Raw genomic sequence first — 19,517 nt, 5'->3', positions numbered from 1 at the left:
TATCATTGAATGAAAACATATAAAAAGCTTAACTACCTCCTCGTTCCCGGAATAATCCTGCTCGCTTCCGGCTGTAAGCTCACGCAACCGGTAGAGCAGCCCAAACGAATAGATACGCCGAAAACGTTTCTGGCTCAGACAGATACCACAGGTATCGGAGCAATCCGGTGGAGAACTTTTTTCAGAGACAATCATTTGACTGCCCTTATCGATACCGCGCTTCAAAATAACCTTGACCTGAAAGTAGCAGTTCAGCGGATTGAAATGGCCCGTTCCAACATACTGATCGCCCAGGGCGCCTTGCTGCCATCGGTATCGGGCGATATTTCGGGTGGAGGCAGGAAGTTCGGGGACTACACCATGGACGGTGTCGGTAACTACGACACAAACTTTTCCGAGAACATCGACAATGACCGTAAACTGCCCGCTCCTTTTATGCCAGACTATTTTGCAGGACTACGAAGCTCTTGGGAAATTGATATTTGGGGGAAATTAAAAACACAGAAAAAAGCGGCATACAACCGTCTTTTGGCATCAGAGAAAGCGCGACATGCCATCGTGACCGGCCTCATCGCACAAATAGCCACCTCGTACTATCAATTAATGGCGCTGGACACGGAACTGGATATTATCCGTAAGAACATTGCATTGCAGCAATCGGCGGTTGAAACCATTAAAATTCAAAAAGAAGGTGGAAGGGCAAATGAGCTTGGTGTACAGCAACTTACCGCCCAACTTTTGAATACCCAAAGCCTTGAATTTGATGTTCAGCAACAAGTGATCGCGACGGAGAATAATCTGAATACACTACTGGGTCGTTTTCCGCAACCCATAATGCGCGGAACAACATCGGAACAAACCCTGCCATCAGGGGTTCAGGCGGGAATTCCTGCTAATATGCTAAAAAGACGCCCCGACGTGCAGCAATCTCAATTGGAGCTGCTTGCTTATTATTCCGATCAGCAGGCGGCTCGGCTGGCATTTTTACCCTCTCTGAACATTACCGCTTTTTTAGGATTTAATTCATTCAAAAGCAGTCTCTTGTTTTCGCCTGGTTCCATCGCTTACAGTGCATTAGGCGGCCTCACAGGTCCACTATTGAACCGTAAAGCGTTAAAAGCTGGGCAAAAAAGGTCCGAAGCTGCGAGCCTGGAAGCTTTGTACACCTATAATAAAACTGTCATTACAGGTTTTCAGGAAGTCAGTACAAGCCTTAAAAAACTGGAAAACACCAAAAGAATTGGTGACTTGAAAAAGCAGGAAGTAGAAGTGCTGCAACAGGCGGTGACCACTTCCAAAGACCTTTTCCTGACCGGTTATGCCTCATATCTGGAAGTAATTACCGCACAGCGGAGTGTTTTACAAGAAGAATTGAATCTTACCAATGTACAAAAAGAACAGTTTCTGGCACTAATCGAATTATACCGGGCACTCGGTGGTGGCTGGGAATAACATTGAAGCAATAAAAAAAGCACGGATCGCTAAATCCGTGCTTTCATTTTATCAATCGAATCTCTTATTTCTTCTTGGTACCAGCCAAACTTGGCTCTTTGGAAATTACGATCAGGTCAGCCAGCATACGACCGGTTTCCGTCAGGTAAATGTCCTTCTTCTTTTTGACATCCTTTGGAGCTTCCGCCACTTTTGAATCCGCTTCGTCTTCTTCATCGACATCGCTGTCTTCACCAAGTTGCTTCATTGCAGCTCTTTTCTTCTCAGCCACATCACGTTCAACCTTACGTTTTGACTCTTGCAGAGAAACAATTTTGTTCTCACGCGCCTCCTTGAACTCGTCCAGCGTTTTTACCAGCGTTTTCAATTCCTCATCCGATTTCAAACGTTGATTGTATTTACTTTTCAGCTGATCTATCACTTTCGCATTCACATTGTTGGTCATGTCGTAGCGCGAAGAAGCGATCTGGTCCCATGGCAGAGCGCTAGGCTGCGAACCTTCGCCATATTCATTTACTTTAAATGCAGTTGGCAGTTCCAGGTCAGGCATAACTCCTTTCAGCTGAGTACTGCTACCATTGATCCGGTAAAACTTTGCAACGGTCAGTTTCACCTGTCCCAGTTGATCCGTTTCTTTTGGAACCCACTGGTTGAGATCGATCAATGTTTGAACCGTACCTTTACCGTAAGTTTGCTCGCCTACGATAATTCCACGTTTGTAATCCTGTATCGCAGCAGCGAAAATTTCCGATGCCGAAGCGCTGAAACGGTTCACCATTACCGCCATTGGGCCATCGTATGCGATGGTAGGATCATTGTCCGACTGAACCTCAATCTCTCCCTGACCTTCCTTGACCTGAACCACAGGGCCTCTGTTGATAAATAAGCCAGTAAGCGAAACAGCCTCTGTCAGTGAACCTCCTCCATTATTACGAAGGTCGATCACGATACCGTCCACATTCGAAGCCTGCAAATCCGTGATCAGTTTCTGAACATCGCGAGTAGTACTTGAAAACTCTTTTTCTTTATGTTGTGCCCCTTCAAAATCACGATAGAACAATGGAATATCGATCACACCGATCTTGAATTCTTTATTAGCATTGTTGATCGACACGATCTCGCTTTTAGCACGTTGCTCTTCTAGTTTGATTTTCTCACGAACCAGTCTGTACTCTTTTGGAGGCGTTCCGGGAAGTGCATCAGCGGAAATAACCTGCAAACGTACCACAGTTGACTTAGGCCCTTTGATCAGTTTCACGGCATCGTCTACAAACCAGCCTACGATATCAACCATTTTACCTTCGTCACCTTGTGCAACTGCAATGATCTTATCTTCTTTTTTCAATTGCTTGCCTTTGAAAGCAGGACCGCCTGGAATGACTTCCACGATCTTAATGTAGTTGTCTTCCTCGCGTAAAAGCGCCCCGATACCTTCCAGTGACTGGCTCATTTCCTGTTTGAAACGGTCAGCCGAAGTAGGCGCCATGTAGCTTGTATGCGGGTCCAAAGATTCTGCGTACGCATTCATAAACATCTGGAACACCTGCTCGGTGCGAATGCGTCCCAAAGCGCGGTCACGGTTTTTGTAACGATCACGCAATGTGGTAACAACGGAAGTATCCGCTTTTCCGGACAATTTGAGATCCAGCGCTTCGCTTTTCAAATATTTACGCCAGGTATCATTCAATTCCTGTGTGTTACTCGCCCACGTCGCTTTTTCACGGTCCGTGTTCATGGATTCATCAGCTGAGAAGTCAAACGGCTTTGGCTCCTTTAATAATGTCTGGATAAAATCACTTCTTTCTTTGTAGCGTTTTCTGAAAACATTATAGATCTGGAAAGGAACGTCCAGTTCTCTCTTTTGCAAATAGTCATCGAAAGAGTCCTTATTTTTCTCAAATTCCTTGATATCCTCAGCCAGGTAATAAAGCTTACCGTGGTCGATGGCATCAATGTATTTATCAAAGATTGCTTCTGACAGAGAGTCGTTCAGCTTTGTTTTCCTGTAATGATAGCTCGATAAAATACGCGTGGACAGCTCCTCAGCTTTGTACTGAGCCGGTACCGGCTTGATATCATCCTCCATCGAAGTTTCAACGGAAGGCACAGCCGTGGCCTTATCCTGCACAGGGCCCCGCTGCCAACCGAGCAACACAACCGGAATAAGAGTGATTAAGTACTTTTTCATTGTTGAATTTTACTATTTAACAATTTCTAATAATTCAACCTCAAATACCAAAGCCGAGTAAGCTGGAATCTGAGGGCCCGCCGCACGTTCTCCGTAGGCCAGTGAATAGGGAATGAACAATTTCCATTTAGATCCTACCGGCATCAGCTGCAGCGCCTCTGTCCATCCTTTAATTACACCATTTACCGGAAATTCAACCGGCTCTCCTCTGTCCACAGAACTGTCAAAAACCGTTCCATTGGTCAGCGTACCGTGGTAATGCGTCTTCACTTTATCGGTAGCGGCAGGCTTGGGGCCGTCGCTGGCTTTGATCACTTCGTACTGTAAACCGCTCGCTGTGGTAGTAACCCCGGTCCTTTTCTTGTTTTCTTCCAAAAACTTTTCCCCTTCTACACGTACAACTGCACCCTTTTCTTCCATTGCTTTTTGAAAATAATCACCGATAAATTTGTTGGCTTCTTCCGCTGAAAACGTAGTCTTATCCCCTTTCAATGAGGCATTAATAGTTTTTGTAAGGATTTCAGTATTGATATTGCTTATTCCTTGTGAAGATAACGAATTTGAAAAACTAACTCCAATCGCCGCAGACAAAGAATCCATCTGATTTTTGAGTACAGTTGCAGTCGGTGCTGCTTTTACTGGTGCGGCGGTTGTTTTCTTTACGGTTGCCGTAGGTTTTGCTGTTTTTTTAATAGTCTGTGCTGTGCTTTGTGCTGTTACCAAAACTCCTAATACTAAGACTGCTACAATGGTTTTTTCTAATCTGTACATTATACTGATGGATGGTCGATAAGTTTAATTTTGAATACGTAAGTGATATTAACGAACTCAATTACAACAAAAACACAAATAGTACCTAAAAAAGTTTTAGAAATGTTATTTCCGGATGATAAGCGGTAATTTCACGATTGAGCAATCCATGCAGATCATTAACTTGGAAAAATCTAATTTTATATGACAGGTTTTAATCGAAACATTCTTTTTTAACCAAAATAAAACTCTACCTTTGCGGCAGTTTTCAAAAACTTACTACTATACTCTAAATAAGTCAAATATACTATGGTATCTGTTAGACCGGATGAAGTTTCGGCCATCCTGCGCGAACAACTTGCAGGAGCTAGATCAGAAGCAGAGCTCGAAGAAGTAGGAACAGTCCTTCAGGTTGGTGACGGTGTTGCCCGCATTTATGGCCTTTCCCAGGTACAGGCAGGTGAGCTGCTTGTTTTCGAGAATGGCCTTAAAGCCCTTGCTCTTAACCTTGAGGAAGACAATGTCGGCGCCGTTTTGCTCGGTGATTTCAGCGACATTAAAGAAGGAGCCACTGTAAAGCGTACCAAAGAGATCGCTTCGGTGAAAGTTGGTGACGGAATTATTGGCCGTGTGGTTAACACCCTGGCTGAGCCGATCGACGGTAACGGCCCGATCCTTGGAGAACTTTATGAAATGCCAATCGAGCGTAAAGCTCCTGGGGTAATTTTCCGCCAGCCGGTTACAGAACCTCTTCAGACTGGTATTAAAGCGATCGATGCGATGATACCCATCGGACGCGGACAACGTGAGTTGATCATTGGTGACCGTCAGACTGGTAAAACAGCCGTTGCGATTGACACCATTATCAATCAAAAAGAATATTTCGACAAAGGCGAACCGGTATTTTGTATCTACGTAGCCTGCGGACAGAAAGCTTCTACCATTAAAGGAATTGAAGCTACACTTCGTCGCTACGGTGCAATGGACTACACTGTTATCGTTGCTGCGGGTGCATCAGATCCATCACCAATGCAATTTTACGCGCCATTCACAGGTGCTGCGATCGGTGAGTTCTTCCGTGATACCGGCCGTCCTGCGCTGGTTATTTATGATGACCTTTCAAAACAAGCGGTTTCATACCGCGAAGTTTCCCTTCTTCTTCGTCGCCCTCCGGGACGTGAAGCTTATCCGGGAGACGTATTTTATCTGCATAGCCGCCTTTTGGAGCGCGCTGCAAAAATCATCGCAGATGATACTATTGCCAAAAACATGAACGATCTTCCTCCATCATTAAAGGGAATCGTGAAAGGCGGTGGTTCATTAACTGCACTTCCGATCATTGAAACACAAGCGGGTGACGTTTCTGCCTATATCCCTACCAACGTAATTTCGATTACCGACGGTCAGATATTCCTTGAGTCCAACCTGTTCAACTCTGGTATCCGTCCTGCGATCAACGTAGGTATCTCGGTATCACGTGTGGGAGGTAATGCTCAGATCAAATCCATGAAGAAAGTTTCGGGTACCCTGAAACTGGATCAGGCACAGTTCCGTGAATTGGAAGCTTTTGCAAAATTCGGTTCTGACCTGGATGCTGCTACCAAGCTTGCGATCGACCGTGGACGTCGTAACCAGGAAGTTTTGAAACAACCTCAGTACGCACCGGTTCCTGTTGAACAGCAAGTAGCAACTGTTTACGCTTCTACCAAAGGCTTGCTGGATCTAGTGGATGTAAACCGTGTGAAGGAATTTGAAAAAGATTTCCTTACTGTTTTGAGCGGTCAGTACAAAGAAACTTTATTGGCATTGCGTGCAGGAAAACTGGACAATAGCGTCACTGACGTGATCGAAAAAGTTGCGCGTGAAGTTGCTGTAAAATATCGTTAATCACTATGGCGAGCTTAAAAGAAGTCCGTAACAGGATCGTATCCGTTAATTCCACACAGCAGATCACCAAAGCCATGAAAATGGTTGCAGCCGCAAAGCTGCGCAGGGCCCAGGACAACATCATGCAAATGAGACCTTATGCCCAGAAATTAGGTGAGATGCTTACTACTGTTTCATCAGGAGCAGAAAGTGCGGTTGACAGCCCATTGAAAACGGTTCGCCCGATTGACAAGGTCTTGATAGTAGTTGTTACTTCGGACCGTGGATTATGTGGTGCTTTCAATACCAATATCGTTAAAGCAACATTGCTGCTGATCGAACAAAAATATGCTCAGCAGGCAGCAAAAGGAAATGTGGAGATATTCGCAATAGGAAAGAAAGGCGCTGAATCTCTTGCAAAAAGAGGTTTTGTGGTGAATAAAACCTATATGGATATTTTCGGAAGACTGAACTTCGTGAATGTTAAGCAGGCTGCGGAAGAAGTCATGAAAGCATTTTCAGATGGTCGCTACGACGCTGTGGATTTGGTTTACAACGAATTTAAAAACGTTGCAACGCAGATCATTCACACAGATCGTTACCTGCCGATTGCTACAGAAGACAAAACAAAAAGAACAAAAAAGGCTGAGGTTAACTATATTTTCGAGCCGACTGAGGAAGAGATTCTTGCTGAATTGATCCCGAAATCGTTGAAAATTCAACTTTACCGCGCTGTTTTGGAATCCAATGCATCAGAACAAGGTGCTCGTATGACGGCCATGGATAAAGCTACTGAGAATGCTCAGGATCTTTTGAAAGAACTGAAACTGGTTTACAACCGGACTCGTCAGGCTGCGATTACGAAGGAGATTCTCGAAATTGTCGGTGGAGCAGAAGCTTTGAAAAACTAAGTTTTACCTCGGTATCAAATATAAAACGAGCGGATTGTGATAATCCGCTCGTTTTTTGTTGTTATTAACTTATTTAAAATTACAATATTGGCACGTGATATCTGTTCAAACTTTAAACCATCACATAACTACATGTCGAAATTAACTCATCTAAAAGCGCTGGTCATTGTTCTCCTTGCCGGAGTCATGCATTCGGTTGCCGCGCAGGGCCTGGACGAAATAATCGACAAGCACATTAAGGCAATGGGCGGCGCTGATAAACTGGCGAAACTCGAAAGCCTGAAAATCACTGCTGAGATGGATGTGATGAACATGAAAGTCCCCATTACTACCATTATCATCCAGAACAAAGGCTTCCGTAGCGAAACTACGGTACAAGGTATGACCGTGGTGCAGGCGGTAAACGGAAATACCGGCTGGACGATTAACCCGATGACCGGACAGACAAAAGCCACCGCATTACCCGAAGAAGCTGTGAAATCGATGGCCGCAGAAACCGACCTGACTGGACTTTTCAAATACAAGGAAAAAGGCTACGTCCTGACCCTCGACGGCGAGGACGAAGTGGCTGGTGCAAAGGTTTACAAAGTAACCATGACATTGAAAAATGGCATCCAGCGGATCAACTACATTTCGAAGGATACTTTTTATATTCTCAAAATCATCGTTCACCTGAAAATGAATGGACAGGACATCATGTCAGAAAACACGCAGTCGGATTTCAGGCAAGTGGAGGGTATTTACTATCCATTCACCTCCGAAGTTTCGACGTCCGCTATGCCCGGGACAAAGATGACATTGAAAATTACCGACCTTACTGTCAATCCAAAGATTGACCCTGCCATTTTTAATATGCCCGAATAGAGCTAATAAAGGCCATTTTTAAAATCCCGGAAAAATTTTCCGGGATTTTTTTATGCTAACGAAACTATTTTTTACAAATAGATGTATATACATTAAATGTCATTACATATATAAAACAAATAAAGATATGGCTACTACAAAATGGGTAATTGACCCAACACATTCCGAAATTCAGTTTAAAGTAAAACACCTTGTTATCTCTACAGTAACAGGTTCATTCAAGGCTTTTGAAGGTGGCGTTGAAACAGATACAGAAGATTTTGATGGTGCAACAGTGCATTTTTCAGCAGATGTTGACAGCATCGATACAAATCAGGCACAACGTGACCAACATTTGAAATCGGCAGATTTCTTTGATGCAGAAAACCACCCTAAACTTTCATTTAGCGGAAAATTGAGCAAAAAAGGAGATGACAGCTATAAATTAAATGGCGACCTGACAGTTAAAAACGTGACCAAAGCAATCGAGTTCGCAGTAGAGTACGGCGGAAATATGACTGACTTTTATGGTAACAACAAATCAGGTTTTGAGATCTCTGGTAAAATAAATCGTAAGGAATTTGGCTTGGAGTGGAGCGCGGTAACTGAGGCAGGTGGTGTGGTAGTAGGTGATGACGTGAAATTGATAGCCAATGTGCAGGTAGTGAAACAATAAGATTAAGTAAACCAATTCTCAGAAGGAAGCGTGGATATTTTTATCCCGCTTTTTTTGTTTATACACGGTTCCATTAATACATTCATGATATTGCCGGAATGACGGGCGGGTGTGCAGCGGTTACCTATTAATTGCAGCAGATAAGGGCAAAACCTCGTTGTATCGTCATCTAATTATTACATTTGATCAAAAAAGACTTTTACATTGATTATTGAAACACGTGCTTATGCCCGGGCCGGGTTACTAGGCAATCCTTCTGACGGTTTTTTTGGGAAAACGATCGCTATTTCGGTTAGAAACTTCGGTGCTTCCATTTCATTATACGAATCTCCCGAGCTGCATATTGAGTCTCAGCCACAGGACGTGAGCACGTTCCGGAGCATTTTCCATCTCCGTGATTCGGTGAGTATGCTGGGCTACAATGGCGGGATTCCCCTTATCAAAGCAGGTATTAAGAAGTTCGGGGACTATTGTGAAGACAACAAAATTCGTCTTCCTAATCGCAATTTTACGGTTCGCTACCGCTCTTCCATTCCACGTCAGGTGGGTATGTCGGGTTCCAGTGCTATTGTGGTAGCATTATTCAGGGCATTAATGCAGTTTTATAAAGTTGAGATCCCGATCGAGATTTTGCCTCAGTTGGTGATGGTAACCGAAACCGAAGAACTGGGCATTACCGCCGGCTTGCAGGATCGTGTGATCCAGTGCTACGAGGGCTGTGTTTATATGGATTTTGATAAAACCATGATCGAGCAAAAAGGCCATGGCAAGTACGAACGCATTAATCCCGACTTATTACCTAAACTTTATGTCGCTTACAATACCAATTTGAGCAAAGTTTCAGGAAAGGTACACAGCGATGTTCGGGCCAGGTACGACAGGGGCGAAAGTGACGTGATTGACGTACTGGGACAGATCGCAAAGAAGGCAGAAGATGGCCGCAGTGCATTGCTGGAAGGAAGATCTGACGACTTGCATCAATTAATGAATGAAAATTTTGACCTGAGATGCCAGATTTACAATGTCCCAGAGTCCAATAAAAGACTGATCAATGCAGCTCGGGCTTGTGGTGCATCGGCCAAATTCGCAGGCTCGGGCGGAACGATCATTGGTATTTACCGTGATGACGATATGCTGAACCAGCTGTTTGTACAATTGAAAAAACACAACGCAAGGGTTATTAAGCCATTTGTGGTTTAGGGGCAATCGGCGGTCGGCTATCGGCATTCGATGACAACACGCATTCGATGGTCAACGGTCAAAAAAGTCAAACGAACAATCAAAAGTTAAAAAAACAATAGTGCCGACGGCCGATTGCCGAAAGCCGAAGTTCTCAACCATTTAACCTGCCGAAGGCTGACAGCCGACGGCCGAAAGCCACTTATGATCCGTAAAGCTGTAATACCTGCTGCCGGGCTTGGTACCCGATTTTTACCGGCAACCAAATCAATGCCCAAAGAAATGCTTCCTATCATTGATATTCCTACCATTCAATATGTGGTTCAGGAGGCTGTCGATTCGGGAATTGAGGATATTCTGATTATTTCCGGAAAAGGGAAACGTGCTATTGAAGACCATTTTGACCGTAATGTTGAACTGGAGAGCCGTCTGGAAGAGAAGGAAGATTTAATGTGGTTCAATGAAATGCGCCGACTGGCCGACATGGCTAATGTCCATTTTGTGCGCCAGAAAGAAGCGAATGGCTTGGGCGATGCCATTTATTACGCACGTCACCACGTAGGTAACGAACCTTTTGCAGTACTGCTAGGCGACACCATTATGGATTCCGTAATCCCGGTCACGCAGCAACTGATGGACACTTATGAGCAGTATGGCGGCTCGGTGATCGCGGTGGAAGAGGTGCCAGCCAACAAAGTAAACCGCTACGGAATTGTGGGCGGAACGTCGCTGAGTGACACCATTATTGAACTAAACACACTGGTTGAAAAACCTGCGATCGATCTGGCACCGTCCAATCTGGCCATTGCGGGCCGGTACATTCTGACTCCCGAGATCTTCAATACCATTGAGCAAACGCCAAAAGGAAAAAACAACGAGATCCAGTTGACCGATTCATTGTTGCTGCTTTTGAAACGTGAAAATATTTACGCTCACCACATTGAAGGCAAGCGCCACGACATTGGCGATAAGCTTGACTACCTGAAAACTACCGTTGAATTTGCGTTAAAAAGAAAAGAATTCGCAGAGCCGTTCCGCAAATTCCTCATCGATATTTTGAATAAGTAACCTTCAATGTAAGCCATCACCAATCCGGTTATGGCTTACATTTTTATTTTTACTTGTTCAGATTTTAGTCTTTTCTGGGCTCATAATCTATTCTGACAATTCGCTTTCCATTGTCTTCTATCGGCCCGACTGAGACCTTTTCTACATTCATACTTTTCTCTTCAAGCTCCTTCTCAGCCTTCTTTTTGCTTTTCACTTTTTTCCCATTGAGATAATAGGTCACGCTATCGTCGGGAAAACTGAATGCATTAAAATAGGGCGACACGACAACATCCCTTTTGATTCTCAGCCACTCACCACCCGCAGGGCTGACGTAGTCGACAGTTTCGGCCTTATTACCTCTGATCTGATCATAAGTAGGAAAATTGTCATCCTTCTTCTTAGTTTGGGCAAAAGATATATTTTGCACGAAAAGAACGAGCATTAAACCTAATAGTATTCCGGATAACTTTGTCATACGAGCTGAATTGCATTAATTCCTAAACATCAATGATAGTTAAAAATACAACGCTGCTGCTGATTTACCTGTTGCTGTTTGTAAAAGCAGGCACCGCGCAAAATTTCTACGTATCTCCAAATGGTAACGATACGAATGTGGGTACATTACAGCGACCATTGAAAACAGTTGACAAAGCACTGTCCCGCATTAATGCCGACAACAGTCCCCAAGCCGCGATATTTCTCCGCGAAGGCAGCTACTATCTTGAAAAACCAATCCGCATTACCTCTGCACTATTGGAAGGAAAATTGCTTTCCATTCAGGCTTATCAAAAAGAAGAAGTGGTATTGAGCGCCGGAAAACTTATTCAGCCGCAATGGGAGAAACATGAAGGCAATATCCTGAAAGCTAAAATTGATAAAGCCGGATTTGAAATGCTTTTTGTGAATGGTCAGCAGCTGCCTATGGCCCGTTATCCAAATTATGACACGGCCTCAAGGGTTTTCAATGGTACTGCAGAGGATGCCATTGCTCCGTCCCGGGTAGCTACCTGGAAAAATCCTGCGGGCGGATACCTACATGCGCTACATCAGGGCGAGTGGGGAAGTTTTCATTATAGGATCAAAGGTGCTAAGAATAATGAGCCGGAGCTGGAAGGTGGTTGGCAAAATAACCGTCCTTCTCCCCTGCATCCCAAACAACGTTTTGTCGAAAATATTTTTGAAGAGCTGGACGCACCGGGTGAATGGTTTTACGATCCTTCAACCCAACTGCTTTATCTATATCCGCCCAAAGGTGTGGATGTAAAACCTGCCAGAATCGAGGTTTCAAATCTAAAACATATCATTGAACTGCGTGGTACTGCCGAAAAGCCGTTAAGGAATGTCACGATCAAAGGCATCCGGTTCGAACATACCGAACGTACCATTATGGAACATTATGAACCATTGCTGCGAAGCGACTGGATGATTTACCGGGGTGGAGCTGTGGTGATGGAGAACACTGAAAATTGCCAGGTTAAAGAGTCCGAATTTACGAATCTGGGAGGTAATGCGGTGATGATTACGGGTTATAATGTCAAATCAGGCGTGACGGGTTCGCATATTTATAACATCGGGTCGAGCGCTATTTGCTTTGTGGGAGATTCTTCTGCTGTCCGTTCCGCAGCATTTGGTTACGATAATTTTGTTCCTTTTGCCAAAATGGATAAAACGCCGGGCCCCAAGAATAACCATTACCCATTGCAATGCTTCGCTGAGGACAACCTCATCCATAACATTGGTAAAATTGAAAAACAATGTACTGGCGTCCAGATTGAAATGGCTTCTGAAATCCATGTGAGCCATAATACAATTTATAAGGTTCCGCGCGCGGGCATCAACATTGGCGATGGCGCCTGGGGAGGACATTTGATCGAGCATAATGATGTATTTGAAACCGTACTCGAAACTGGTGATCATGGCGCGTTCAACTCATGGGGACGCGACCGTTTCTGGCATCCCAACCGTAAAACGATGGATAGCCTGGCAGCGGCTCACCCGGAACTGATATTACTGGATGCGCAAAAACCTGTGGTGATCCGTAATAACCGCTTCCGCTGCGATCACGGCTGGGACGTTGACCTTGACGACGGCAGCAGCAACTACCACATTTATAACAATGTATTGCTGAGCGGTGGTTTGAAGTTTCGTGAGGGCTTTCAAAGGATTGCTGAGAACAACATTATGATCAACAATTCATTTCACCCCCACGTCTGGTTCAAAAACAGCGGCGACATTTTCAGGAAAAATATCGTGATGCGGCCATACTTTCCAATTTTGGTAAAAGACTGGGGTAAGGAAGTGGATTATAACCTGTTCCCAAATCAAACAGATCTTGCCAGTGCGCGTGCCAGTCGTACGGATATGCATAGCCGGTTTGGAGACGCGGCATTTATCAATCCTGAAAAAGGGGATTACAGGGTAAAAGAATCCAGTGCAGCTTTGCTATTGGGATTTAAAAACTTCCCAATGGACCAGTTTGGTGTCCGAATTGAGAAACTGAAAGCAATGGCTGCGAAAGTATCCTTTCCTGTATTACTCAATGCGGAGCTTGAAAATAATATGCAGGAAATGACCTGGCTGGGAGCCAAAATCCGGAATGTACAAGGGCTGGGTGACCGTTCTGCATTCGGACTTCCCGACGAAAAAGGTATTGTGATCGTGGATATTCCAGAAAGCAGCATACTATCCAAAAGCGGTCTACAGAACAATGATGTGATTGTCGAGGCCAATAAAGAAAAGGCTGACAATGTGGTAAGGCTCGAAGCGATCCGCCAGCAGGTCAACTGGACTGGGCAAATGGAGGTGGAGGTTTTAAGGAATCAGAAGACGGTTAAACTGAAAATCAATTTGAAATAACATTAAAAAATATTCTGCGTGTCCAGCATCGTGATTTTGACTGTGGAAATGGTACTGCGCTGTTTTTTCAAAATGGTAAATTCGTAGTGCTTCGTTTTCATTTTTTCGCCCACAGCAGGTATCCTGCCAAATTTCCAGATCAGGTAACCGGCGAGTGTTTCGTACTCTCCATTTTTGGCAATGTCATGTGGCAGCTTATCATTCAGGTCCGTAATAGAGGCCGACCCCTGTGCTGTGTAGGTATTGTCACTTTCGTTCTTAACAATCGGTACCTCGTTGTCATATTCGTCCTGAATCTCCCCTACCAGTTCTTCCAGAATGTCTTCCATGGTCACGATGCCGTCAACACCGCCATACTCATCAATAATAACGGCCATTTGCTGGCGATTTACCTGGAAATCGCGTAGCAATGCGCCAATGGGTTTGGACGCATGAACCGTTGAAATAGGACGGGTTAATTCCGAGAGAACGATTTCTTTCCCCTGTCGCATTTTCAACAAAAGATCCTTTAAATGTAATACCCCGACAATGTTGTCCAATGTGTCCTCATAAACCGGAATTCTCGAATAACCCTCTTCAATGATCTTTTCGAGCTTCTCTTCATTGAAATCATTGATATCAATTCCCACTACCTGAGGCCGGGGAATCATGATCTGGCGGGCTATTCTTTCTGAAAAATTGAATGCATTCTTGATAAGGTCGTAGTCCGCGGCTTCGATCATCCCACTTTCCTTCTGCTGTTGTACAAGGTACCGCAATTCATCGCTGCTATGTACCTCGCTGCCATGCGAAGGCGTAATGCCAACACCTTTCAAGATAAAATTGGCGATACCATTCAGCATCCAGACAATGGGCCTGAACACCAGAAAAAAGCCATGCAGTGGATACGACAACAACAATGTAGTAGCCTCAGGTCGCTGGATCGCAATGGATTTGGGTGCCAGCTCACCAAAAACAATGTGTAAAACGGTGATAATAGCAAAAGCGGTAGGTAATGCAATCTGGTGCGCCAGCTCGGGGTCGAGCGAGATACCGACCAGCTCCATTCCTCCTATCAGTATTTTGGAAACCACGGGCTCTCCAATCCATCCCAAACCCAAACTTGCGAGCGTAATACCGAATTGCGTTGCAGCCAGATATCCGTCAAGATTAGCCACGATTTTCTTCGATAAAATGGCCATCTGGTTACCCTCCTGTGCTTTTTGCTCCAACTGGGACGCCCTGATCTTGACGATGGCAAATTCAGCTGCAACAAAAAAACCGTTCAGCAATACGAGCACTAATGTTATTAAAACCTGGATGATCATTATTCTGTATTATTCTAAATCTTCATGTGACTTTTTATCTCCTGCCATCGGGCCTCTCATATGAATAACCAGGCCATTCAGGAAGTTGCGTAAAAGCTGATCACCACAAGGCTTATAATTTTCGTGCCCTTCCTTTCTGAATAAGGCGCCCAGTTCACTGGCTGTAACTTTGAAGTCTACCAAAGCCAGAATCTGGATGATTTCATCATTACGAAGGTGAAGTGCCACCCGAAGCTTTTTTAGAATATCGTTATTAGTCATAGTTCTTTTTAAAAATGTCACGCAAGCACGCAATATCCGGCAAAATTTCAAAATGGCTCCTTTAATCTTCTGCGAACCCTTTGTGGTGAATCGCCATACCATTTTTTAAATGAATGTATAAATGAGGCTGGCTCCGCATATCCCAGAATATAAGTTAGGCTTGATATAGAATATGGGTCATGTCTTAGTAAAAATGAGCATATCTGTTTTTTCAAACCCTCAGTGATTTCCCTGTAAGTTAATTCTTCCTGCACTAACCTTCTCTGTAAAGTTCTGGGTGTCAGATACAATGCATCCGAAATGGACTGAATGTCAGGCAATTTCGGATCTGACATTGAAAGCATGGTAATACGGACTTTGTTAGCAAAACTGTTTCCCGATTGTAGTTGCTCAATCATTTTAAGATATTCGGGTACAAGCATATCCAAATGAAGGTGATTTCTGTCTTTTAGTGCCGCTTTTAGAATGGTCAATTCGAAGGAAACGGAAAAATGCTGGTCCAGAACCCAATCAGCCGGATAACCACTGTGGAAATAAGGAGTTCCGATTCCGATATTTACATCTCGGCCGACCATCATTCTTAGTTCTCGTGATATGATCGTCAAACAATTTTCAATGATAAGTCGATTAATTCGGTCTTCCCGATTGTCAATGCGCAATTCTATCCTGGCTTCTTTTTCTGATATGACCGTCTTGAGTTGTACAATTGGCAAAGCCACTTCCAGGTACGACCTTAAATAATGAAATGCTTCCTCAACCGTAGTAGCTTGCAGCGAAATCTGGTAGATTATTCCAAGCAGTTTCAGCGAGATAAAATTGCCGCATTTGATTCCCAGAAGTTCATCGGTTAGTTGCCGGTCAATTTCTTTCAAAATTTCGTAAAATTCTTCTTGTGTAACCATAGATTCTGGCTCGGTCAAATCTGTCGATGTCGAATCTGGTAATTTGGGCAAGATATCCGCAGCTACACCCCTTATCCTGGCGTAGTCAGTGAAATACCGAAGATGTGAAGAAAGGATATTCATTTTGTCGTGAAATATCAATTTAATTGCTTCCTGCAAATATAGTTTTGTCAGGTAATCAAAATAAACATTCCCATGACAACTTTAAAAAACGTTCTGATCATTAATGCATTGAGTTCCGGCGCCACTGGACTGATCCTCGCCATTTTCCCATCCTACATCGCCGGACTTTTCGGTGCTGCCCAGACCATGCCATTTGTCGCGGTTGGAATTTTTCTGATCATTTTTGCCGCAATCGTTTTCACGCAAGGCCGTAAGAACCCGCCTAGTACGGGTTGGATTAAATTAATTATTGTGCTGGATACTCTTTGGGTGATTGAAAGTTTAATGATCATTGCCGCAGAAATGTTTGGCTTAACTGCTATTGGATATTACTCAATAGGGGCAGTCGCATTTTGGGTGGCACTGATGGCCTTTTTGCAGTTAAAGGGATTAAGACAACTAAATATTGCAGGTTAATCTCCCAGGCATCTGGTAAAAGTGCTATGGTTGTTCGAATTTTCGGACAACCATAGCACTTTGGTGTTAGACAGCTTTCCGACGTTCATTGCGTTTCTAATTTTTAGTAACTTACATTATGAAAAGTGGTCACGCGGATTTGCCGTTACATTATGGAAAGGTACCGATTTGGTTAGCACAACGGATGAGCGCACTGGGCGGTGCGATCGTGGAATCCATTGTAATGGAATACGGCAGGAATGCATTGCTTCAAAAACTGAGTGATCCTTTCTGGTTTCAATCGCTCGGCTGCGTGTTGGGAATGGACTGGCATTCATCGGGGATCACTACTTCTGTGATGGGCGCTTTGAAGGGTTCGGTCAATAAAAAATCTGCCGAGCTTGGCATTTACATCTGTGGCGGGCGGGGCAAATATTCACGGCAGACACCTTCGGAATTAATGGTGATTGCGGAAAAAACCGGCCTGGACGGAAACCTGCTGGTACATAACAGCCGGTTGTCCGCGAAAGTTGATAATACTGCCATTCAGGACGGGTTTCAGCTTTACCTGCATTCATTTGTTCTTTCCATGGAAGGGGATTGGGCGGTGATACAGCAGGGAATGAATACCAATGAGCGTTTGGCCAGACGCTACCACTGGCATTCACCTAGCATCAAATCATTTGTAGAAGAGCCTCATACATTCATTTACGGGCATAATCAGGGAGATATCTTGAACCTTACGGCCAAAGCTGCGGCACCTGCCCGAACCGGAATTTTGGAACTGACCAAAGAAAATCCTGGTCGGATCATGCGGGAAGTGACCAAGCTTGTGATGCCGGGACATCATGATGTACGTGCGGAAGATGTAAACCTGAAAAGGCTTGGCGCGGTATTGGCGTTAGCTCATGACAACCCTGTGAATGATATGGAATCCTTGTTGCTGCTGGAAGGTGTGGGGCCGCGTACCATTCAATCATTGACCCTGGTGAGCGAAATTATCCACGGTACCCCTTCGCGCTTCTCAGATCCGGCGCGGTTTTCTTTCGCACATGGGGGGAAAGACGGACATCCGTTTCCGGTACCCATTACCGTTTACGACGAGTCTATTCTAACATTGGACAGGGCCATTCAAAAAGCCAAAATGGGCGAAAAGGATAAGTCCGAAGCATTGAAAAATTTATCCAAAGTAGCGGTTCAGCTGGAAAAAGATTTTCAGCCAAATAATCGTTTTAATGACATTGTACAGCATGAAAGGGACAATTCCTGGAAATATGAGGGCAGGACTGTGAAAGGCAAAGCCAAAAAGCCCAAAGGATTTGACGGGCAGCTGGAATTGTTTTGACAACTATGCTTAGCTTTTCAGTCTACAAAAAATACTAAGTCAACTGAATTTCAGTAGATTTACACTAACAAGCAAAACTCAATTATGATACTTCGTTCCCAGTCATCGGTGGCACCTAATTCTTTCGAAGAGTTTCTTCGTTGGGAGCCCGTTGATGGTTTCAAATATGAATGGAATGACGGAGAAATTATCAGGTTTGAGAAAATGAAGAAAAAGCATTTGTTTATTATCCGAAAGTTGCAACAGTTGTTTTTTCGAACCATTGCTTTTTCAAAAGGCGCCGCTCTGATTATGGAGCAAGATGTAATGCTCAGCGGAATTCAGATGCGCAGACCCGATCTTGCTTTTTTTACTGGTTCACAAATCGATGATTCTGCCATTTCAGATAAAGAGCCTATTCCCGAATTTTTAATTGAAGTTATTTCGCCAACAGATGATGCGGAAAAGGTTGAAGAAAAGTTAGCAGAGTACTTCCGGTCTACGGTTAAAGTTGTTTGGCACATTTATCCGGACAATGAGGTAGTCTATGTTTATACATCACGTAAAAACGTAAAAATCTGCACAGAAAGTGACATTTGTTCTGCCTCTCCCGTCCTACCCGATTTTGAGTTGACGGTCAAAGAGCTATTTTCTGTTAGCCCTTCGAATTAATTTTCAACTCCGCATTAAAACGTTACCCAATGATTCCCGACCCGTTTCTGGGAATTGTTTTGATTGTAACACATATTCTTATGTGTTACTTTTGGAATTGTATGATCAATAGCTTTCAGCATAAAGGTTTGAGATTGTTTTTTGAGAATAACGATCCCTCCAAGTTGCAACCACACCACATTGAAAAACTAAGAAGAATTCTTTACCGACTGGATGAAGCCAGATCGATTGAAGAATTAGACGTTATTGGCTGGGCTTTGCATCAATTAAAAGGAGACTTACGGGGCTATTGGTCAGTTAAAGTAAATGGAAACTATCGCATCGTCTTTCGTTTTGAGAACGGGAATGCTTTGGATGTTGATTACATAGACTATCATTGATTATGATAAAAAGAGGAATGATGCCGCCACATCCTGGTTCAATGATCAGAGATGTTATCGAGGGCATTAAAGAAGAAACAGGCCAAGATCTCACAATTCGTCAGATAGCGGAAGGATTAGGAATAGCAGCAAAGACGCTTTCTAATATTTTAAATGAGCATCAAGGTGTAAGCTCCGAAATGGCCATTCGTTTATCAGAAGCCTTCGGCTCCACTCCTGAATTTTGGCTGAAACTTCAACGCGATTATGAACTTTGGCATGCTGAAAAGAAAATTAACCGTGCTGAAATTCAACATTTTCTACCATCTCAAAAACAAGGGTTACAATCCGCCTAAATAGCCC

At 44.0% G+C, this 19,517-nt stretch carries 19 protein-coding genes; 13 read left to right on the top strand and 6 right to left on the bottom strand.

Features of this window, described 5'->3' with window-relative positions; genetic code table 11:
* Positions 1 to 9: 9 nt before the first annotated feature.
* Entirely contained in the window at positions 10 to 1,452 is a 1,443-nt protein-coding gene (locus ON006_RS30065) for an efflux transporter outer membrane subunit (RefSeq protein ID WP_244822170.1), read from the top strand.
* A gap of 64 nt (positions 1,453 to 1,516) precedes the next feature.
* Here ON006_RS30065 and ON006_RS30060 read toward each other — a convergent pair whose 3' ends face one another.
* On the bottom strand, positions 1,517 to 3,640 hold the full coding sequence (locus tag ON006_RS30060) for a carboxy terminal-processing peptidase (protein ID WP_244822171.1): 2,124 nt from the start codon (positions 3,638 to 3,640) through the stop codon (positions 1,517 to 1,519).
* 12 nt (positions 3,641 to 3,652) lie between these two features.
* Positions 3,653 to 4,411: a BamJ family beta-barrel-assembly machinery protein gene (bamJ, locus tag ON006_RS30055; protein ID WP_244822172.1), complete on the bottom strand. Its 759-nt coding sequence runs from the start codon at positions 4,409 to 4,411 to the stop codon at positions 3,653 to 3,655.
* Positions 4,412 to 4,699: 288 nt separating this feature from the next.
* On the opposite strand from bamJ, the gene atpA reads away from it, so the two are divergent.
* The 6 genes from atpA (at position 4,700) to galU (ending at position 10,933) form a co-directional block, all read left to right on the top strand.
* Complete coding sequence (gene atpA, locus ON006_RS30050; protein ID WP_244822173.1) at positions 4,700 to 6,277, top strand: F0F1 ATP synthase subunit alpha; 1,578 nt, start codon at positions 4,700 to 4,702, stop codon at positions 6,275 to 6,277.
* Between the two features lie 5 nt (positions 6,278 to 6,282).
* Positions 6,283 to 7,167 (top strand): ATP synthase F1 subunit gamma, encoded by an 885-nt coding sequence (gene atpG, locus ON006_RS30045; protein ID WP_244822174.1) that lies wholly within the window; start codon positions 6,283 to 6,285, stop codon positions 7,165 to 7,167.
* Between the two features lie 132 nt (positions 7,168 to 7,299).
* The gene (locus ON006_RS30040; RefSeq protein ID WP_244822175.1) at positions 7,300 to 8,031 is read left to right on the top strand and encodes an outer membrane lipoprotein-sorting protein; all 732 of its coding nucleotides are present in this window, start codon (positions 7,300 to 7,302) and stop codon (positions 8,029 to 8,031) included.
* A gap of 127 nt (positions 8,032 to 8,158) precedes the next feature.
* Complete coding sequence (locus ON006_RS30035; RefSeq protein WP_244822176.1) at positions 8,159 to 8,686, top strand: YceI family protein; 528 nt, start codon at positions 8,159 to 8,161, stop codon at positions 8,684 to 8,686.
* A gap of 204 nt (positions 8,687 to 8,890) precedes the next feature.
* Positions 8,891 to 9,886: a mevalonate kinase family protein gene (locus tag ON006_RS30030; protein WP_244822177.1), complete on the top strand. Its 996-nt coding sequence runs from the start codon at positions 8,891 to 8,893 to the stop codon at positions 9,884 to 9,886.
* Positions 9,887 to 10,069: 183 nt separating this feature from the next.
* Positions 10,070 to 10,933, top strand: coding sequence for a UTP--glucose-1-phosphate uridylyltransferase GalU (galU, locus tag ON006_RS30025; protein WP_244822178.1), 864 nt, complete (start codon positions 10,070 to 10,072; stop codon positions 10,931 to 10,933).
* Between the two features lie 64 nt (positions 10,934 to 10,997).
* Here galU and ON006_RS30020 read toward each other — a convergent pair whose 3' ends face one another.
* On the bottom strand, positions 10,998 to 11,390 hold the full coding sequence (locus tag ON006_RS30020; protein WP_244822179.1) for a hypothetical protein: 393 nt from the start codon (positions 11,388 to 11,390) through the stop codon (positions 10,998 to 11,000).
* A 32-nt stretch (positions 11,391 to 11,422) separates the two neighbouring features.
* On the opposite strand from ON006_RS30020, the gene ON006_RS30015 reads away from it, so the two are divergent.
* Positions 11,423 to 13,771 carry a PDZ domain-containing protein gene (locus ON006_RS30015; protein ID WP_244822180.1) on the top strand — a complete coding sequence of 783 codons (2,349 nt, stop codon included), beginning with the start codon at positions 11,423 to 11,425 and terminating at the stop codon, positions 13,769 to 13,771.
* A gap of 2 nt (positions 13,772 to 13,773) precedes the next feature.
* Here the strand turns inward: ON006_RS30015 and ON006_RS30010 are convergent, their stop codons facing one another.
* From ON006_RS30010 to ON006_RS30000, 3 genes are read right to left on the bottom strand one after another with little or no spacing between them, the layout of a single operon-like run.
* Positions 13,774 to 15,078 carry a hemolysin family protein gene (locus ON006_RS30010; RefSeq protein WP_244822181.1) on the bottom strand — a complete coding sequence of 435 codons (1,305 nt, stop codon included), beginning with the start codon at positions 15,076 to 15,078 and terminating at the stop codon, positions 13,774 to 13,776.
* Positions 15,079 to 15,087: 9 nt separating this feature from the next.
* Positions 15,088 to 15,339 (bottom strand): DUF1456 family protein, encoded by a 252-nt coding sequence (locus ON006_RS30005; protein WP_244822182.1) that lies wholly within the window; start codon positions 15,337 to 15,339, stop codon positions 15,088 to 15,090.
* Positions 15,340 to 15,386: 47 nt separating this feature from the next.
* A complete protein-coding gene (locus ON006_RS30000) occupies positions 15,387 to 16,364 on the bottom strand; it encodes a helix-turn-helix domain-containing protein (RefSeq protein WP_244822183.1) in 978 nt (325 codons plus the stop codon).
* 72 nt (positions 16,365 to 16,436) lie between these two features.
* Between ON006_RS30000 and ON006_RS29995 the strand changes: the two genes are divergently transcribed.
* From ON006_RS29995 to ON006_RS29975, 5 genes are all read left to right on the top strand, one after another.
* Entirely contained in the window at positions 16,437 to 16,820 is a 384-nt protein-coding gene (locus tag ON006_RS29995; protein ID WP_244822184.1) for a hypothetical protein, read from the top strand.
* Between the two features lie 118 nt (positions 16,821 to 16,938).
* Positions 16,939 to 18,144: a DUF763 domain-containing protein gene (locus ON006_RS29990; protein WP_244822185.1), complete on the top strand. Its 1,206-nt coding sequence runs from the start codon at positions 16,939 to 16,941 to the stop codon at positions 18,142 to 18,144.
* Between the two features lie 84 nt (positions 18,145 to 18,228).
* Positions 18,229 to 18,795: a Uma2 family endonuclease gene (locus tag ON006_RS29985; protein WP_244822186.1), complete on the top strand. Its 567-nt coding sequence runs from the start codon at positions 18,229 to 18,231 to the stop codon at positions 18,793 to 18,795.
* Positions 18,796 to 18,896: 101 nt separating this feature from the next.
* Complete coding sequence (locus ON006_RS29980) at positions 18,897 to 19,175, top strand: type II toxin-antitoxin system RelE/ParE family toxin (RefSeq protein WP_244822187.1); 279 nt, start codon at positions 18,897 to 18,899, stop codon at positions 19,173 to 19,175.
* 2 nt (positions 19,176 to 19,177) lie between these two features.
* Complete coding sequence (locus ON006_RS29975; RefSeq protein WP_244822188.1) at positions 19,178 to 19,510, top strand: HigA family addiction module antitoxin; 333 nt, start codon at positions 19,178 to 19,180, stop codon at positions 19,508 to 19,510.
* Positions 19,511 to 19,517: the final 7 nt, after the last annotated feature.

This window comes from Dyadobacter pollutisoli, assembly GCF_026625565.1.
Lineage (GTDB): Bacteria > Bacteroidota > Bacteroidia > Cytophagales > Spirosomataceae > Dyadobacter > Dyadobacter pollutisoli.
The sequence above is the reverse complement of the archived record's forward strand: the minus strand, read 5'-3'. Positions and strand labels throughout refer to the sequence as shown.